The 15,316-nt window shown below is 74.2% G+C and carries 15 protein-coding genes; 8 read left to right on the forward strand and 7 right to left on the reverse strand.

What is annotated here, in order from left to right; translation table 11 throughout:
• Positions 1-23: 23 nt before the first annotated feature.
• Positions 24-1,160 carry a glycerate kinase gene (locus ABB07_RS06625; RefSeq protein WP_208897821.1) on the reverse strand — a complete coding sequence of 379 codons (1,137 nt, stop codon included), beginning with the start codon at positions 1,158-1,160 and terminating at the stop codon, positions 24-26.
• Positions 1,161-1,325: 165 nt separating this feature from the next.
• Here ABB07_RS06625 and ABB07_RS06630 point away from each other — a divergent pair, with 165 nt between their 5' ends.
• Both ABB07_RS06630 and ABB07_RS06635 read left to right on the forward strand, forming a co-directional pair.
• On the forward strand, positions 1,326-2,408 hold the full coding sequence (locus ABB07_RS06630; RefSeq protein WP_208897822.1) for an ADP-ribosylglycohydrolase family protein: 1,083 nt from the start codon (positions 1,326-1,328) through the stop codon (positions 2,406-2,408).
• 28 nt (positions 2,409-2,436) lie between these two features.
• Positions 2,437-2,931 carry an NUDIX domain-containing protein gene (locus tag ABB07_RS06635; RefSeq protein ID WP_208897823.1) on the forward strand — a complete coding sequence of 165 codons (495 nt, stop codon included), beginning with the start codon at positions 2,437-2,439 and terminating at the stop codon, positions 2,929-2,931.
• Here ABB07_RS06635 and ABB07_RS06640 read toward each other — a convergent pair.
• Complete coding sequence (locus ABB07_RS06640) at positions 2,916-3,440, reverse strand: ATP-binding protein (protein ID WP_208897824.1); 525 nt, start codon at positions 3,438-3,440, stop codon at positions 2,916-2,918. The two genes, ABB07_RS06635 and ABB07_RS06640, sit on opposite strands and share 16 nt — an antisense overlap.
• A 136-nt stretch (positions 3,441-3,576) precedes the next feature.
• Between ABB07_RS06640 and ABB07_RS06645 the strand changes: the two genes are divergently transcribed.
• Together ABB07_RS06645 and ABB07_RS06650 are read left to right on the forward strand one after the other, a co-directional pair.
• On the forward strand, positions 3,577-4,212 hold the full coding sequence (locus tag ABB07_RS06645; protein ID WP_208897825.1) for a TetR/AcrR family transcriptional regulator: 636 nt from the start codon (positions 3,577-3,579) through the stop codon (positions 4,210-4,212).
• Positions 4,213-4,275: 63 nt separating this feature from the next.
• On the forward strand, positions 4,276-5,013 hold the full coding sequence (locus ABB07_RS06650; RefSeq protein ID WP_208897826.1) for an SIR2 family NAD-dependent protein deacylase: 738 nt from the start codon (positions 4,276-4,278) through the stop codon (positions 5,011-5,013).
• Between the two features lie 13 nt (positions 5,014-5,026).
• Here the strand turns inward: ABB07_RS06650 and ABB07_RS06655 are convergent, their stop codons facing one another.
• From ABB07_RS06655 to ABB07_RS06675, 5 genes are all read right to left on the reverse strand, one after another.
• A complete protein-coding gene (locus ABB07_RS06655; RefSeq protein WP_208897827.1) occupies positions 5,027-5,482 on the reverse strand; it encodes a hypothetical protein in 456 nt (151 codons plus the stop codon).
• Positions 5,483-5,484: 2 nt separating this feature from the next.
• A complete protein-coding gene (locus ABB07_RS06660; protein ID WP_208897828.1) occupies positions 5,485-5,976 on the reverse strand; it encodes a methylated-DNA--[protein]-cysteine S-methyltransferase in 492 nt (163 codons plus the stop codon).
• A gap of 12 nt (positions 5,977-5,988) precedes the next feature.
• Positions 5,989-7,467 (reverse strand): AlkA N-terminal domain-containing protein, encoded by a 1,479-nt coding sequence (locus ABB07_RS06665; RefSeq protein ID WP_208897829.1) that lies wholly within the window; start codon positions 7,465-7,467, stop codon positions 5,989-5,991.
• A gap of 71 nt (positions 7,468-7,538) precedes the next feature.
• Entirely contained in the window at positions 7,539-8,417 is an 879-nt protein-coding gene (locus ABB07_RS06670) for a methylenetetrahydrofolate reductase (RefSeq protein WP_208897830.1), read from the reverse strand.
• 230 nt (positions 8,418-8,647) lie between these two features.
• The gene (locus tag ABB07_RS06675) at positions 8,648-9,241 is read right to left on the reverse strand and encodes a MarR family winged helix-turn-helix transcriptional regulator (RefSeq protein WP_208897831.1); all 594 of its coding nucleotides are present in this window, start codon (positions 9,239-9,241) and stop codon (positions 8,648-8,650) included.
• Positions 9,242-9,973: 732 nt separating this feature from the next.
• Between ABB07_RS06675 and ABB07_RS06680 the strand changes: the two genes are divergently transcribed.
• The 4 genes from ABB07_RS06680 (at position 9,974) to ABB07_RS06700 (ending at position 15,307) form a co-directional block, all read left to right on the forward strand.
• Positions 9,974-11,815 carry a chloride channel protein gene (locus ABB07_RS06680; protein WP_208897832.1) on the forward strand — a complete coding sequence of 614 codons (1,842 nt, stop codon included), beginning with the start codon at positions 9,974-9,976 and terminating at the stop codon, positions 11,813-11,815.
• Between the two features lie 131 nt (positions 11,816-11,946).
• Positions 11,947-12,648 (forward strand): B3/B4 domain-containing protein, encoded by a 702-nt coding sequence (locus ABB07_RS06685; protein WP_208897833.1) that lies wholly within the window; start codon positions 11,947-11,949, stop codon positions 12,646-12,648.
• A 16-nt stretch (positions 12,649-12,664) separates the two neighbouring features.
• Positions 12,665-14,677: an aminotransferase class I/II-fold pyridoxal phosphate-dependent enzyme gene (locus tag ABB07_RS40600; RefSeq protein WP_244189243.1), complete on the forward strand. Its 2,013-nt coding sequence runs from the start codon at positions 12,665-12,667 to the stop codon at positions 14,675-14,677.
• 126 nt (positions 14,678-14,803) lie between these two features.
• Positions 14,804-15,307: a hypothetical protein gene (locus ABB07_RS06700; protein WP_208897834.1), complete on the forward strand. Its 504-nt coding sequence runs from the start codon at positions 14,804-14,806 to the stop codon at positions 15,305-15,307.
• Positions 15,308-15,316: the final 9 nt, after the last annotated feature.

Genomic DNA, 15,316 nt, shown 5'->3' on the forward strand with positions numbered 1-15,316 from the left:
CTGGGGCGGAGCCCCCAGGGGCCTCAGCCCAGGTGGTCCTCGGCGATGCGCACGGCGACCCGCTCCAGAATCGGCCCCGCATCCGCGATGCACGTGGCCACGTCCGGCTCGACGGAGGTCAACGGGTACGCCCTCTCGATCCCCGCCCGCAGCAACGCCTCCGGCGACAGAGCGAGCCGTCCGCACACCGCCACCACGGTCCTTCCCGCGGAGCGAGCCGCCGCGGCGACACCCGCCGGCGCCTTCCCGTGCAGCGTCTGCTCGTCCAGCGAACCCTCACCGGTGATGACCAGCGAGGCCCGTTCCAGCGCGGGCGCGAAGCCCAGGACGTCCAGCATGACCTCGATACCGGGACGGAAACGCGCGCCCAGGAGCAGCGCGCCGTAGCCGATGCCGCCCGCCGCGCCCGCGCCCGGCGACGCCGCGTACCGCGCGGCACGCGGCCCGACCTCGGCCTCCAGCACCTTGGCGAAGTGGGCGAGGGCCGCGTCCAGGGTCTCGACGTCGTCCGGGGAGGCGCCCTTCTGCGGGCCGTACACCGCCGGCGCGCCCTTCGGCCCGGTCAGCGGATTGTCGACGTCGCTCGCCAGCACCAGCTCCACCGAGGACAGGCGCGGGTCCAGGCCGGACAGATCGGCGCGGGCGAGTTCCGCCAGCCCGCCGCCGCCCGGCGACACCGGCTCGCCGTCCTCGTTCAGGAAGCGCGCGCCCAGCGCGGACAGCATGCCCGCGCCGCCGTCCGTCGTGGCGCTGCCGCCGACGCCGAACACGATCGTCCGGGCGCCCGCGTCGAGCGCGGCCCGCAGCAGCTCGCCCGAGCCGTACGTGGAGGCCGTCAGGGGCGCGAAGACGCCGGCGGGGAGCCGCTGCAGGCCGCTCGCCTCGGCCATCTCCACGACCGCGGTCTCGCCGCGCAGCGCGAACGCGGCGGTCACCTCCTGGCCCAGCGGCCCGGCGACCCGTACCTCCCGGCGCTCGAAACCGGCCGCGACCGCCGCGTCCACCGTCCCGTCGCCGCCGTCGGCCACGGGCAGCGCCTCGACCGCCAGGTCCGGCACGACCCGGCGCAGCCCGGCCGTCACCCGCTCGGCGACCTGCACGGCCGTCAGCGAGCCCTTGAACTTGTCCGCGGCGATGAGCACCCGACGGGTCTCGTTCACTGCAGCGTCCGCCACCTTGCTTTCCCCTTGCTCTCCGGGCCCCGCGCACGTCAGGGCCAGTCGCGCCGCTGCGACCTTAACCGGAGGAGACCCCCGTCGTCATGCCCGGACCGAAGGCTGGGAAGCGGCTGGGAGGAGCCTGGGGAAAACGGGTAGACCCCAGCCATGACCAGCCCCCGCCCGCAGCCCGCCGGCCCTGCCCTCGCCGACCGCGTCCACGGCGGCTGGCTCGGCCGGATCGCGGGCAACATGCTCGGCAAGCCGGTGGAGCAGGGCGAGGTGTGGACCCACGAGCGCATCGACCGCTATCTGCGCAAGGCCGAGGCGCTGCCGCTCACCGACTACCTGCCCGAGCCCGCCGACGCGGCCGACGGCGCCGTACTGCGACCCGAGTGGCGGGAGTGCGTGCGCGGCCGGATCCACGGCAGCGTGCGCGACGACGACGTCGACTACGCGATCCTCGGCCTGCACCTGCTGGAGACCCACGGCTTCGGCTTCAGCACCGAGCAGGTCGGCGAGCTGTGGCTGCTGCGGCTGCCGTACCTGCAGACCTTCACCGCGGAACGGGCGGCGTACCGGAACCTCGCGAACGGGCTGAAGCCGCCGCTGACGGCGACGTACGACAACCCGTACCAGGAGTGGATCGGCGCGCTGATCCGCGCCGACGTCTACGGCTGGACCCGCCCCGGCGACCCCGCGGCGGCCGCCGCGCTCGCCCGGCGGGACGCGGTGCTGTCGCACACCGGGAACGGCGTGTACGGCGCCATGTGGGCGGCGGCGCTGATCGCCGCGGCGTTCACCGCGGCCACCGTGCGGGACGCGCTCGACGCGGCGCTCGGCGTGATCCCGGCGAGCAGCCGGCTCGCCCGTACCGTGCGGCGGGTCATGACCCTGCACGAGACGCGGCTGCCCTGGGAGGAGACCCTGGCCACGCTGGCCGCGGAGACCGCCGGACTCGGCTGGATCCACGCCGTCCCGAACGCCGCGGTCCTGACCGCCGGGCTGCTGTACGGCGACGGCGACTTCACCCGGACCATCGCCCTCACCGTGCGCGGCGGCCTGGACACCGACTCCAACGGGGCGACGGCCGGCTCGGTGGCCGGGGTGCTCACCGGCGCCGCCGCGATCCCCGCCCAGTGGACGGACCCGCTTCAGGACACGGCCCGGAGCGCGGTGTTCGGCTTCGACGGCGTACGGATCAGTGCGCTGGCGGAACGCACCCTGCGCCTGGCGACGGCGGCCCCGTAGCCGTACGGCGGCTGGTTACGCTTCCCCAATGACCACGACTGGTGACTTCGCCACGTACATCGCGAGCCTGCCCCGTGTCCTCGCCGGCGCGGCCGCGCTCTTCCGGGACGCCGAGGGGCGCGTGCTGCTGGTCGAGCCCAACTACCGCGAGGGCTGGGCGCTTCCGGGCGGCACCATCGAGTCGGACGACGGGGAGACCCCGCGCCAGGGCGCGCGCCGGGAGACGCTGGAGGAGATCGGGCTCGACCGGGAGCTCGGCCGGCTGCTGGCCGTGGACTGGGTGCACGGCGCGGGCCGGCCTCCGCTGGTGGCCTACCTGTACGACGGCGGGGTGCTCACGGAGGCCGACCTGAAGGCGATCCGGCTGCAGGAGGAGGAGCTGCTGTCCTGGCGCCTGGTCCCGCGCGAGGAGATCACCGGCCACCTCCCCGGCGCCCTCGGCCACCGGGTCCTGACCGCCCTGGACGTCCTCGCGGACGGCACCGGCACGGCGGAGCTGGAGAACGGTCACCGGGTGGCGTGACCGCTCCCGGTCGCACCGACGGCGGCCGGGGCTGCCGCCGCCCGCAGTTCGAACCAGATGGTCTTGCCCGTGGGCGTCTCCGTGCTGCCCCAGGCGTCCGCGAGCAGGTCCAGGAGGTCCGTGCCGCGCCCGCCTTCCGCGTCGGCGTCGACGACGCTGCGCAGGGGGCCGGCGGACTCGGTGTCCTCGACCTCGCACGTCAGCCGGGAGTCACGCACCCGCAGGTTGAGCCTGAGCGGCCCGCGGGTGTGCCGCAGGGCGTTGGTGACGACCTCGCTGACCAGGAGTTCGGCGGTCTCGGCCAGGTCGGCCAACGCCCACGCGCTCAGCTGGGCGGTGACCAGCCGGCGGGCCCGCCCCGCGGAGGTCAGAGCGCGCGGCAGGGGCCAGGAGGCGTCCCATTCCGTGGCGCGGCCACGGGGCGCGTCCAGCGGCCGTACCGGTGCGAGTGCGCGGGACCACAGGGCCCACTGCCGGGTGGCCCAGGAGAGGGCGGCGTGGGTGGCCATGGGAATCAGTCCTTCTGGGCGAGGCCGTACATGTAGCAGTCGCTACACCTCAAATATAGATGTAGCGGGTGTTACAGTAAAGACCTCTCCAAAAGAATCCATAAGGGACAAAAACCCCGTAACGGACGGAGCCCTCATGCCCCGGCCGCCCGATCCGGCCAAACGACGCGACCTGCTCGCCCGGGTCCGCGCGTACGTCCTGCGCAACGGGCTGGCGGACCTCTCCCTGCGGCCCCTGGCCCGTGCCCTGGGCACCAGCGACCGCATGCTCCTGTACTACTTCGGCTCCAAGGAACGGATGGTCGCCGAGGCCCTCGCCGACTACGAGCGCCGGCCCCTGCTGCGCACCCGCGAGCTGCTGGAGACCTTCGGCCCGCCGAAGGACGCGGCGGGCCTTCGCCGCTTCCTGGAGGAGGCGTGGCAGCGGTTCGGCGACCCGGAGGTGCGTGCCTCGCTGCCCCTCTATCTCGAGGTGATGAGCGCCAGCGTGCTCCACCCCGACCGGTACGGACCCGTCCTGCACGACATCGTCACCGAGTGGACGGACCTGTTCACCTCGGTCTTCCGCGATCTCGGCATGAACCAGGACCGGGCCCGCACCCAGGCCGCCCTGCTGACCGACGCCTCCCTCGGCCTCGTGATCGCCCCGCTGGCGAACGGCCACTGGGACCGCGCGGACAAGGCCTTCCACGCCCTCCTCGACATCCTGGAACCCGGCTGGCGGCCCCACGGCGTGACGCTCGGCGGCCCCGCGGCGGACCACGCGGGGTGAGCAGCGGTGCGAGGCCCACGAAACCCGCTCGCCCCCATCGGACCAGCGCCCTACCCTCGGCCCATGGACAGGCCTCTCGTTGCCCTTCTCAGTGGCGCAGGTATCTCCACGGACTCCGGCATCCCGGACTACCGCGGGCCCAACGGGCTGTGGCGGCGGGATCCGGAGGCGGAGAAGCTCGTCACGTACGAGTACTACATGGCGGACCCGGAGATCCGGCGGCGGTCCTGGCAGATGCGGCGCGAGAACCGCACGCTGGAGGCCGAGCCGAACGCCGCGCACCGGGCCGTCGCCGAGCTCGAGAAGTCCGGCATCCCGGTGCGGGTCATCACGCAGAACGTGGACGGGCTGCACCAGATGGCCGGCCTGCCCGCCCGCAAGGTGCTCGAACTGCACGGCAGCGCACGCAGCGTGGTGTGCACCCGGTGCCACGCGCGCGGGCCGATGCAGGACGCCCTCGCCCGCGTCGAGGCCGGCGAGGAGGACCCACCGTGCCAGGGCTGCGGCGGCATCCTGAAGTCGGCGACCGTGATGTTCGGCGAGCGACTGGACCCGGTCGTCCTCGGCCAGGCGATGTCCATCGCCAAGGCGTGCACCGTGTTCGTCGCCGTCGGCAGCAGCCTGCAGGTACAGCCCGCCGCCGGCCTGGCCGGCATCGCCGCCGACCACGGCGCCCGCTTGATCATCGTCAACGCCGAGCCGACACCGTACGACGACCTCGCCGCCGAGGTCGTACGCGAGCCGATCGGCACGGCGCTGCCCGCGCTGCTGGAACGCATCCGGGCCCAGGGCGGCGCCTAGGGAGCGGCTGGTCTCAGGAGTCGTGGTGGCTCACATGGGCCTCGTAGCAGTACTCGGCCTCGGACACGATGACGAGGGAGTCCCGTGTCCCCGACAGGAACATCCACGGCTCCTCGATCGCGTCGCGCAGTCGCGCCGTCCAGCCGTGCTCGGGGACCTCGCACTCCAGCCAGGGCAGGATCCCGAGATGGCTCCTCACGTAGAGCCGGCCGCTGAGGGAGTTCCCGGCCAGCAACCCGTCCAGCCACGCGTCGAGTTCCTCCGGCGAGGTGTCGTCGGGAAGCCGGTCGGTCGGGTCGGTGTGGATGCTCCGGGATCGCCTGATCGCCCTCGTCACCCACTCGGGCTCCGTGCCGGGCTGGAGGCTGCCGCCGGTGCGGACATCGCCGAGCTTGGCCTCGATGATCTCCAGCGCGGCCCTTTCCCGGTGTTCCCTGAGCTTCTGCCGCAGTCTGCTTTCGTGTGCCATGGCTAGAAGAGGGCGGTCCCCCGTTCGAAATCCAGCAGGCGGCGTTTGCGGTCCACGCCGCCGCCGTAGCCGGTGAGGCTGCCGTCGGAGCCGATCACGCGGTGGCAGGGGACGATGATGCCGACGGGATTGCGGCCGTTGGCGAGGCCGACCGCGCGGGAGGCGTGGGGATTGCCGAGGGCGTCGGCGAGCTGGCCGTAGGTGCGGGTCTCGCCGTAGGGGATGCGGGTGAGCTGTTCCCAGACGCCGCGCTGGAACGGTGTTCCGCGCAGGGCCAGTTGGAGGGTGAACCGCCTCAACTCGCCCTCGAAGTAGGACGTCAGCTGTTCCCGTGCCGCGGCGAAGGCGGGCAGGCCGTCGTCCCGGGGGCCGAAGTTCTCCTCGGCCGGCCGGTGCCGCTGGCCGGCCATGTAGAGGCCGCACAGGATGCCGTCGGCGTCGGCGACGAGGGTGAGCGGGCCGTACGGGCTGTCGATCACGGTGTGGGACATCACGGGGGAACCTTCTTACACGGGCAGGAAGTTGATCGGGGGGCCGTCGGTCGCCCACAGGTACTGCACGGCGTACGCCCGCCAGGGCCGCCATGCCTCCGCTCGGGCGGTGAGCGCGGCCGGGGTGGAGGGCAGGCCCAGCTCCTGTGCCGCACGCCGAATGCCGAGGTCGGTGGGGAGGAAGGCGTCGGGGTCGCCGAGGGCGCGCATGGCGATGACGTCGACCGTCCACGGCCCGAACCCGGGCAGGGAGAGGAGCCGGGCGCGGGTTTCCGCCCAGTCGGACTCGACTCCCAAGTGCAGTGTGCCCTCGGCGAGTTCGCGGACCAGGGTGGTGAAGGTGGTGCGCCGGGTGCGCGGCATCGCCAGGCTCCCGGGGTCCACGGCGGCGAGGGCTTCGGCGGACGGGAAGAGGTGCGTGAGGCCGCCCTCGGGGTCGTCGAGGGGCTTGCCGTGCGCGGTGACCAGACGGGCCGCGTGGGTGCGGGCGGCGGCCGTGGAGACCTGCTGGCCGAGGACCGCGCGGACGGCGAACTCGGCCTCGTCGACCGTGCGCGGCACCCGGCGGCCGGGCGCCTTGTCGACCAGCGGCGCGAGCAGCGGATCCGTGCGCAGCCGGTCGTCGACGGCGACGGGGTCGGCGTCCAGGTCGAGCATGCGGCGGCAGCGGCTGATCGCCACGGGCAGGTCACGCAGATCGCTGAGGGTGAGGCGGCAGGCGATGTGGTCGGGGCACGGCGTCAGGGAGACGATCCCGTGGCCGTACGGCAGGCGCAGCGTGCGCCGGTACGCGCTGTCGCGCCACTCCTCGACACCGGGTACGGCGGTGGCGGCGAGGTGGCCGAAGAGGTTGGAGGGGTTCAGCGGGGCGCGGAACGGCAGCCGCAGGCTCAGCACGCCCGGCGTACCGGCCCCGGACCTCGGCGCGCGGGCGCGCAGCTCGCTCGGGGTCAGGGCGAAGACCTCGCGGACCGTGTCGTTGAAGGCGCGGATGGAGGAGAAGCCGGCCGCGAAGGCGACCTCCGCCATGGGCAGCGCGGTGGTCTCGATGAGCAGCCGTGCGGTCTGGGCGCGCTGGGCGCGGGCGAGCGCGAGCGGGCCCGCGCCGAGTTCGGCGAGCAGCTGCCGCTCCACCTGGCGGGTGCTGTAGCCGAGCCGGCCGGCGAGTCCGGGCACGCCCTCGCGGTCCACGACACCGTCGGCGATGAGCCGCATCGCGCGGGCCACCAGGTCGGCGCGCTGGTTCCACTCCGGGGAACCGGGGCTGGTGTCGGGGCGGCAGCGCTTGCAGGCCCGGAACCCGGCCTGCTGGCAGGCGGCCGCGCTCGGGTAGAAGGTCATGTTCTCCGGCTTGGGCGGGACGACGGGACAGCTGGGCCGGCAGTAGATCCGGGTGGTCAGGACGGCCGTGAAGAACCACCCGTCGAACCGCGCGTCCTTGGACTGCACGGCGCGTACGCAGTGCTCCCGGTCGAGGTGGGTCGCTGTCTGCATGCGTCCAGCATCGGCCACCCGGGGCGTCGATCGCTGGCGGAAATCCGACACCAGCGTCGGCCTGCCTGCTCCTACGGGACTTGCCGTACGGCCTGCCGGAACCCGGCGATCCAGTCGGCGGTGCGGCGCAGCCCGCCGAACGTGTAGAAGTGCACCTTCACCGCGCCGTGCCGCTCGGGGTCGTAGCGGTGGGCGAGCGCGTGCAGGAAGCGGTCCGGGCCGGTCGTACCCATGAGGTTGGTCAGCGAGAAGCCGTACTTGCGGGCGACTGAGGCGCTGGTGGCGACGCCGAACCGGGTGGCGTAGCCGAGCAGCCGGCGTACGCCCGCCGGGCCGGGCACGCCGATGCGCACGGGCAGGTGCACGCCCCGGGCACGGGCCGCCTCCAGCCAGCCGAGGACGGGGTCGACGTCGAAGCCGAACTGGGTGATGACATCGCCGGCGAACCGGTGCGCGCCGAGGGCCGCCGTCTTGTCGGTGAGCGCGGTCCACAGGGTGCCGTCGGCTATCGCGGGGTGGCCCTCCGGGTAGCCGCTGATGCCGACGTGCCGGACGCCGTGGCGCTGGAGCAGACCGGTGCGCAGGACGGCGAGGGCGTCCGGGTAGGGGCCTTCGGGGCGGGCGGGGTCGCCGCCGACGACGAAGACGTTGTCGGCGGTGCCGTCCTCGGCCAGCCCGGACAGGAACTCTTCGAGGGCGGCCCGGGAGGGCAGGCGGCGGGCCGAGATGTGGGGCACGGGGACGAAACCGAGCCGTTTGACCGCGCGGGCGGCCGCCAGCCGCATGCCGAGGTCCTCCCCGGCGAGGAAGGTGATGTTGATCCGGGTGCCCCGCGGGATGCTGCCCTGTGCCTCCTCCAGCCGGGGCACGTCCTTGCCGGTCATCTCCAGCGAGAAGTCGTCCAGCAGCGCGGCGCCGACCGCCGGGGTGACGGTGAGAGCGGGGTTCATCGTGCTCCTGGTTTCTCCTGGTCCGGCGGCGTTCGGGGCCCTGGCCGATGATGTCACGCCGGTGGCGGTCGCCCCTGCCGGGGGCGGCCGGATCGTGTGCGCCGTAGCTGCCGGATGCCCGCGTGCGACCACCCGGTCGGAGCACCCGGTGTCCGGATGCGCGCGCAGGACGGCGACCGGATGTCCCCGGTCGCAGGTCCGCCCGGCATGCGGAGCGGGGCGCCGGGTCGCTACGGCGCCGGGTTCAGGGGGTCGTCGATCACGCCGGCCACGCGGTCCGTCCCGGCGGTCGGGGCGAGGCCCGGGTCGAGGTCGCCGGCGGCGGCCGTCAACGCGGTGAGCGCCGGGACCAGGCCGGCGCGCTCCTGGGCGGGCAGGCGCTGGACCAGGGCCCGGATCTCGCCACGGCGGTGGCTCAGCACGCGCTCGACCAGTTCCTCGCCCGCGGTGGTGAGCCGGAGGACGACCTCGCGACGGTTGTCCGGGTTGACCCGCCGGTCGGTGAGACCCTGCGCCTCCAGGCGCTCGGCCATGCGCAGCGCGGTGGACGGGGTGACGCCCAGCGTGGCGGCCATGGCGACCAGCTTGATCGGCCCGCAGGTGTGCAGGGCGACCAGGGAGCGCAGCTGGGGCAGGGTCAGCGGCACGTCGACGGAGGCGAGGGCGCGGGCGGAGAGGGCGACGATCAGCCGGGAGGCGGCCATCACGGCGACGGTGACCTGCTCGGCCTCCCGGTCCAGGGCCTCCTCCGACGCCGGGCCGTCCGACGCCGGGCCGTCCGACGACGGGGCCTGCTGCTGCGGGCCGCTGTCCTGCTGGGCCATGGACTCCTCGCTCCTCCGGTGCGGTCCACGATCGGTGTTTTCCCGATCGGTGCTGTCTAGATCGGTGCCGTCCACGATCGGTGCCGTCCACGATCGGTGCTGTCACGATCGCTGCTGTGCCGATCGGTGCTGCCCACGATCGCTGCTGTCCACGATCCGGACATCTGCCCTCACCCATGGTGACCATTGCAGACTGCAATGATAAGCTGCGGGCACCGGACCGAACGGGCGCGACGGATCCGGTGCTGAAGGTGATGACGATGACATCCGAGCCGATACGCGAAGCCTATTCCTTCGTGTGCCTGCGCTGCGGGCACGCCTGGGAGGGGGTTTACGAGATCCGGCACGTGAGAGACGCCCGAGGCCGTCTGCGTGCCGTGTACCACGTGCGCGGCGGACGCCGGGTGCCGTCCCCGCTCACGGCCGGCACCTGCCGGGTGTGCGGTGGTCACCGGGTGCGCATCCTGCGCCCGGGACGCGTCGACTCGGCCCGCGCCGTACCCCGGTAAGGGCAGCCGCACCCGGCTCGCCTCCTCCCCTCCTCCCCACGGGCAGTGCCGCCCGTGATCACTGCCGCCCCCGGACCGGTCGAACCGGCCCGGCCGGTGTGTCGCCACGACCACCCGGCAGTGCCCCGGCCTTCCGCCCTCTGCTCCCTGCCCTCTGCTCTCTGCCCTCCGCCCACTGACCCTGCCCCCTGCCCCCTGCCGCCTCACGCGACCCGGAGCCTCCATGCCCCCGTCCACCGGAATCCCAGCCCCCGGCCGCCATCGCCCGGCCCTGAAGATCCCGCACCTGGGCGACTTCCACGTACCCCCGCGCGTCGTCGTGATCACGGCGCTGGCCGTCCCCGTCGGCGCGGTCGCCGCACTGGTGGCCGCCGCTCTGCTGAAGCTCATCGCCCTGATCACCAACCTCGCCTTCCTCGGCCGCCCCGGATTCGGCTCCGCCGTACCGGCGGACACCCCGCACCGCTGGCTGCTGGCCGTGATGCCGGTGCTCGGCGGACTGGCCATCGGGGTCATGGCCCGCTACGGCTCGGAGAAGATACGCGGCCACGGCATGCCCGAGGCGATCGAGTCCATCCTCGTCGGCGGCAGCCGGGTGCAGCCGCGCGTCGCCGTGCTGAAGCCCGCGTCGGCCGCGATCTCCATCGGCACCGGCGGGCCGTTCGGCGCGGAGGGCCCGATCATCATGACCGGCGGTGCCGTCGGCTCCCTGCTGGCCCAGTTCCTGAAGGTCACCACCGACGAACGCAAGGCCCTGCTGGTGGCGGGTTCGGCCGCCGGCATGGCCGCGACCTTCGACGCACCGCTCGCCTCCATCCTGCTCGCGGTCGAGCTGCTGCTCTTCGAGTGGCGGCCCCGCTCCTACCTCCCGGTGGCCGTCGCCGCCGTGACCGCCACCCTGGTACGCGGCCCCCTGCTCGGCACCGACCCGCTGTTCGGCGGCGCACATGTGCCGGCGCGGCTCGGACTGCCGTCGTACGGCCTGTGCGTGCTCGCGGGGGCCCTGGCCGGGCTGCTCGCCCTGGGCGCCACCGCCCTCGTCTACTTCTCCGAGGACATGTTCTCCCGGCTGCGCATCCACTGGATGTGGTGGCCCGCGATCGGCGGCGCGGTCATCGGCCTGGGCGGCCTGGTGGAACCGCGCGCCCTGGGCGTCGGGTACGACGTCATCGGCGCGCTGCTGACCGGGCACGCCACGGTCGGGCTGATCGTCGGCATCCTCGTGGTGAAGACCCTGATCTGGGGCCTGTCGCTCGGCTCGGGCACCTCCGGCGGTGTCCTCGCGCCCATGTTCATGGTCGGGGGCGCGCTGGGCGCCGCCGAGGCCCTGGTCTTCCCGCACGTCAGCCCCGGCTTCTGGGCCCTGGTCTCGCTGGCCGGGGTGCTCGGCGGGGTCATGCGGTCCCCGCTCACCGGCATCGTCTTCTGCCTGGAGCTCACCCACGAGGTCAATGCCCTGATCCCCATGGTGATCACCGCCACGGCCGCCTATCTGCTGTCGGTGGTGCTGCTGAAGCGGTCGGTGCTCACCGAGAAGCTGGCCCGGCGCGGCCTGCACCTCACCCGGGAGTACTCCGTCGACCCGCTCGAGGTGCATCTCGTACGGCAGTTGGAGACGCCCGCCGGGGTCACCTTCGCCGCCGACCGCGGCGCGGGCGAGGTCACCGCCCTGCTGCGCGCCGCGCACGAGGCGGGCGATCCCGAGGGACTGCTCGCCCAGCGGCTGTATCCGGTGCTGGACGCGGACGGCGAGCTGACCGGCGTCGTCACCCGCGGCATGCTGGTCCACGCCGACCCCGCCGACGCCACCCCGCTCGGCGAGCTGGCCCGGCCGGCGGTCACCGCGCACCCCGACGAGACCCTGCGGGCGCTCGCCAACCGCATGGCCCAGCACGACGTCACGCGGCTGCTGGTGGTCACCCGCGAGCCGCGCCCCCGCATCGAGGGCATCGTCAGCCTGCGCCATCTGCTGACCGCGCGCCGCATCGACCTGCACGAGGAGCACCACGCGGAACGCGTCCTCACCCTGCGGGCCCGGCGCGCCACGGCCCCGGCGACGAGCTGACGAGCCGACGAGCCGACGAGCCGAGGCGGTCGGCGGATTATGGACCGGTCACACGCACCGCTTTTGGCTCTGGTGACCGGACCACGCCACCGGCATGGTGGTTCTCCCCGAACCCGAGGAGGTCCCTGACCATGCGATTCCGGCACGCGGACACCATCTGGGCCACGTTTCCCGAACTGGCCTGCGGCGCGCTGTACGCCGAAGGCGTCGGCGCCGGTGTGGACACCGCGCCGCGCGCCGCCGGGTACACCGCCCGCGCCCTGGCCCGGCTGGCCGGCGCCACCGAGGGCGAGTTCCCCGAAGTGCTGGCCTGGCGGCGGACGTTCAGCCGGACGGGGGTGAAGCCGACGCAGTACCGGTGCGCCTCGGAGTCGCTGCTGCGGCGGCTGCGGAAGGAGGGGACGCTGCCGCGCATCCACCCGCTGGTCGACCTGTGCAACGCGCTGTCGGTGGCGTACGCGATCCCGGTGGCGGTCCTCGACGTGGACCGGATCACCTGGCCGCTGCTGGAGGTGCGGCAGGCCCTCGGCGACGAGACGTACACGGCGTTCGGCGGGGGCGTCGAGCATCCGGCGCCCGGTGAGGTGACCTTCGCCGACTCGGCGGGGCGCGCGCACGCCCGGCGCTGGAGCCATCGGCAGAGCGGCCACTCGGCGGTCGGCGAGCACACCCGCCGGGTACTGGTGGTCGCGGAGGCCATGCACGACGCCGGCGCGGAAAGCGTGCCCGAGCTGCTGAAGGAACTCGAGGCGGAGGTGGCGGCGCACTGGGACGCCGTCACGGAGACGGCCGTACTCACCCGGGCCGCGCCGGACTTCGTCTTCGGCGGCTGAAACGGCGCATGACAGCATGACCAGGGTGGACGAGGAACGAGAGGTGCGGACCGGTGCGGGCGAACTCCCCGGCCCCGGCTCGGACTTCCTGCAGCTGGCGGCCGGCGACGTGCCCTCCGGCGGGAAGGCCGAGTGGCTGGCCGGGCGGCTGCGGCAGGCGATAGCGGACGGCCGGCTGGCGGTGGGCAGCAGACTCCCGCCCACCCGGGTGCTGGCCGGCGAGCTCCATGTCTCCCGCGGGGTGATCACCGAGGCCTACCGCCGGCTCGCCGAGGACGGCCACCTGGAGGGCCGCCGCCGCGGGGGCACGGTGGTGGTGGCGGCGCCGTTCGCTCCGGTACGAGGCGTCCGGGGCGAGGCTGCGGGAGGTGGCGCCTCGCCGAGGGGCCCTGAGAACGCCGCACCCGGCAGGCCACTTCCCAGGGAGTCGCCCGCCCCGTCAAGAGCTTCCGGCACCGAGTCGCCCAGCCGGTCCCGCGCATCCGGCACACCGGGCACCAACTCACCTGCTCTGTACGGCACATCCGGCGCCCCGTCACCCGGAGCATCCGGCGCATCCGGCGCCCCGTCACCCGACCCATCCGGCACATCCACCACCACCTCACCCCGCCCGCCCGGCACATCCACCACCACCTCACCCCGCCCGCCCGGCACATCCACCACCACCTCGCCCCGCCCGCCCGGCACGTCCGGCACATCCGGCACATCCGGCACATCCGGCGCCTTGCCGTGCCGCCCGTCCGGAGCCGTCCCCCACCCCGCACCCGGCACGCACTGCCCCCAGGACCCCGGGGCACCGCCCGCCGGAGCCCACCGCCGGCCCCCGTCCCCTCGCGCACCCCGCCGCCCCCCGCCGCCGGCGGCCGCCCACGCGCACCCCACCGCGCCCACGACACCGTTCTCCCGGGCCCCCGGTGCCGACGTCTTCGACGCGTTGCGCGAGGCGCCGGCCGTCGTCGATCTCACTCCCGGGCGGCCGGATCTCGCCGCCTTTCCGCGTACCGCCTGGCTGCGTGCGGAGCGTGCCGTGCTCGCGGCGCTGTCCGCCGAGCACCTCGGTTACGGCGACCCGCGGGGCGCTCCCGCACTGCGGCGGGCCGTCGCCGACTGGCTCGCGCGGATGCGGGGCGTACGGGTGGAGCCGGAAGAGGTGCTGATCGTGGCGGGCACCGCCCAGGCGCTCACGCTGCTGCACCAGGTGCTGCGCGCCGACGGCATCGACGCCGTCGCGGTGGAGGACCCCGGCTCGCTCGGCGGGCGCCAGCATCTGCGCAACGGGGGGCTCGAGACCCCGCCGGTGCCGGTCGACGGGGACGGGGTACGGGTGGACGCGTTGCGCGCGACGGGCGCCCGCGCGGTGCTGCTCACGCCGGCCCACCAGTTCCCGACCGGCGTGGTGACCAGCGGCGAGCGCCGGCGCGAGCTGCTGGGCTGGGCGCGGGACGGCGGGCTGATCCTGGAGGACGACTACGACGCCGAGCACCGCTACGACCGGCCGCCGGTCCCCGCGTTGCGGGCGCTGCTGGCCGACCGGGTCTGCTACATGGGCAGCGTGTCGAAGCTGCTGGCTCCGGCGCTGCGCATCGGCTGGCTGGTGGCTCCGCCCCGCTATCGCAGGGACCTGGTCGACGCCAAGCGGTTCAACGACCTGGGCAACGCGGTGCTACCGCAGTTGGCGCTCGCCGGGCTGATGGAGTCCGGTGGGCTGGAGCGGCAGCTGCGGCTGCTGCGGCGGCGGCACCGCGACCGCCGGGACGCGATGATCGCCGCGCTCGCCGAGCATCTGCCCGGCGGCACCGTGCACGGCGCCGCGGCGGGCCTGCATCTGACGGTCACGTACACCGCGGAGGTACCGGACACCGAACTCGCCGCCGCCGCGCTGGCCCGGGGCGTGAAGTGCCAACCCCTGTCCTGGCACCGGCAGTTGCCCGGCCCGCCCGGCCTGGTCCTCGGCTACGCGGCCACCGCGCCGGGAGTCATCGCCGAGGGCGTGGCACTGCTCGGCAGGACGCTGCGCGAACTGTCCTGACCCGGGCCGGGTATCAGGGGGACGTGATTGCGGCGGATACCGGACGTACCGGCGGATGTACGAGTACCGGAACCGGCCGCCGGGCCAGGACGTCACAGGGGCGTGCGGCGGCGCGAGGAGGCAGCCGTGGTGCTGGAGCAGCGTGGACGCGGACGGGGGTGCGGGCGGCCGTGGTTCGGGGCCGTCCTGGTCGCCGTCGCCTGCCTGCTGACCGCCTGCGGACCCGGTGGCTCCCCGTCGCCTCGGGCCACAGGGGACTCGGGACCACCGCCGTCACCGCCGAGGGACACCGCGACAACCCCGGCCACGGCCATCCCGTCGTCGGGCTGTGCCGCAGGATCCGCCACCGTCGTCCATGGATCCGGGGACGCCTCCGTCCAGCACCTGTGCGTACGCTCCGGTACGACGGTGACCGTCGTCCTGGAACCACGCGCCCACGGCTCCTGGCCACAGCCGCGCAGCAGCAACCCGATGCTGGCGCTGGTGACCTCCTCCACCACCGACCGCAGGGGGGTCACGCGGGTCACGGTCCGTGCCGCGCGCATCGGCGAGGCGACCGTGACCTGGGGTGCCGAGGGCTCGCCGCGCTTCACGCTTCGGCTGAGCGTGGCGGCGTATCCGGTGCGGTGAACGCGTCGA

This window comes from Streptomyces incarnatus, assembly GCF_001027185.1.
Taxonomy (GTDB): Bacteria; Actinomycetota; Actinomycetes; order Streptomycetales; family Streptomycetaceae; genus Streptomyces; species Streptomyces puniciscabiei.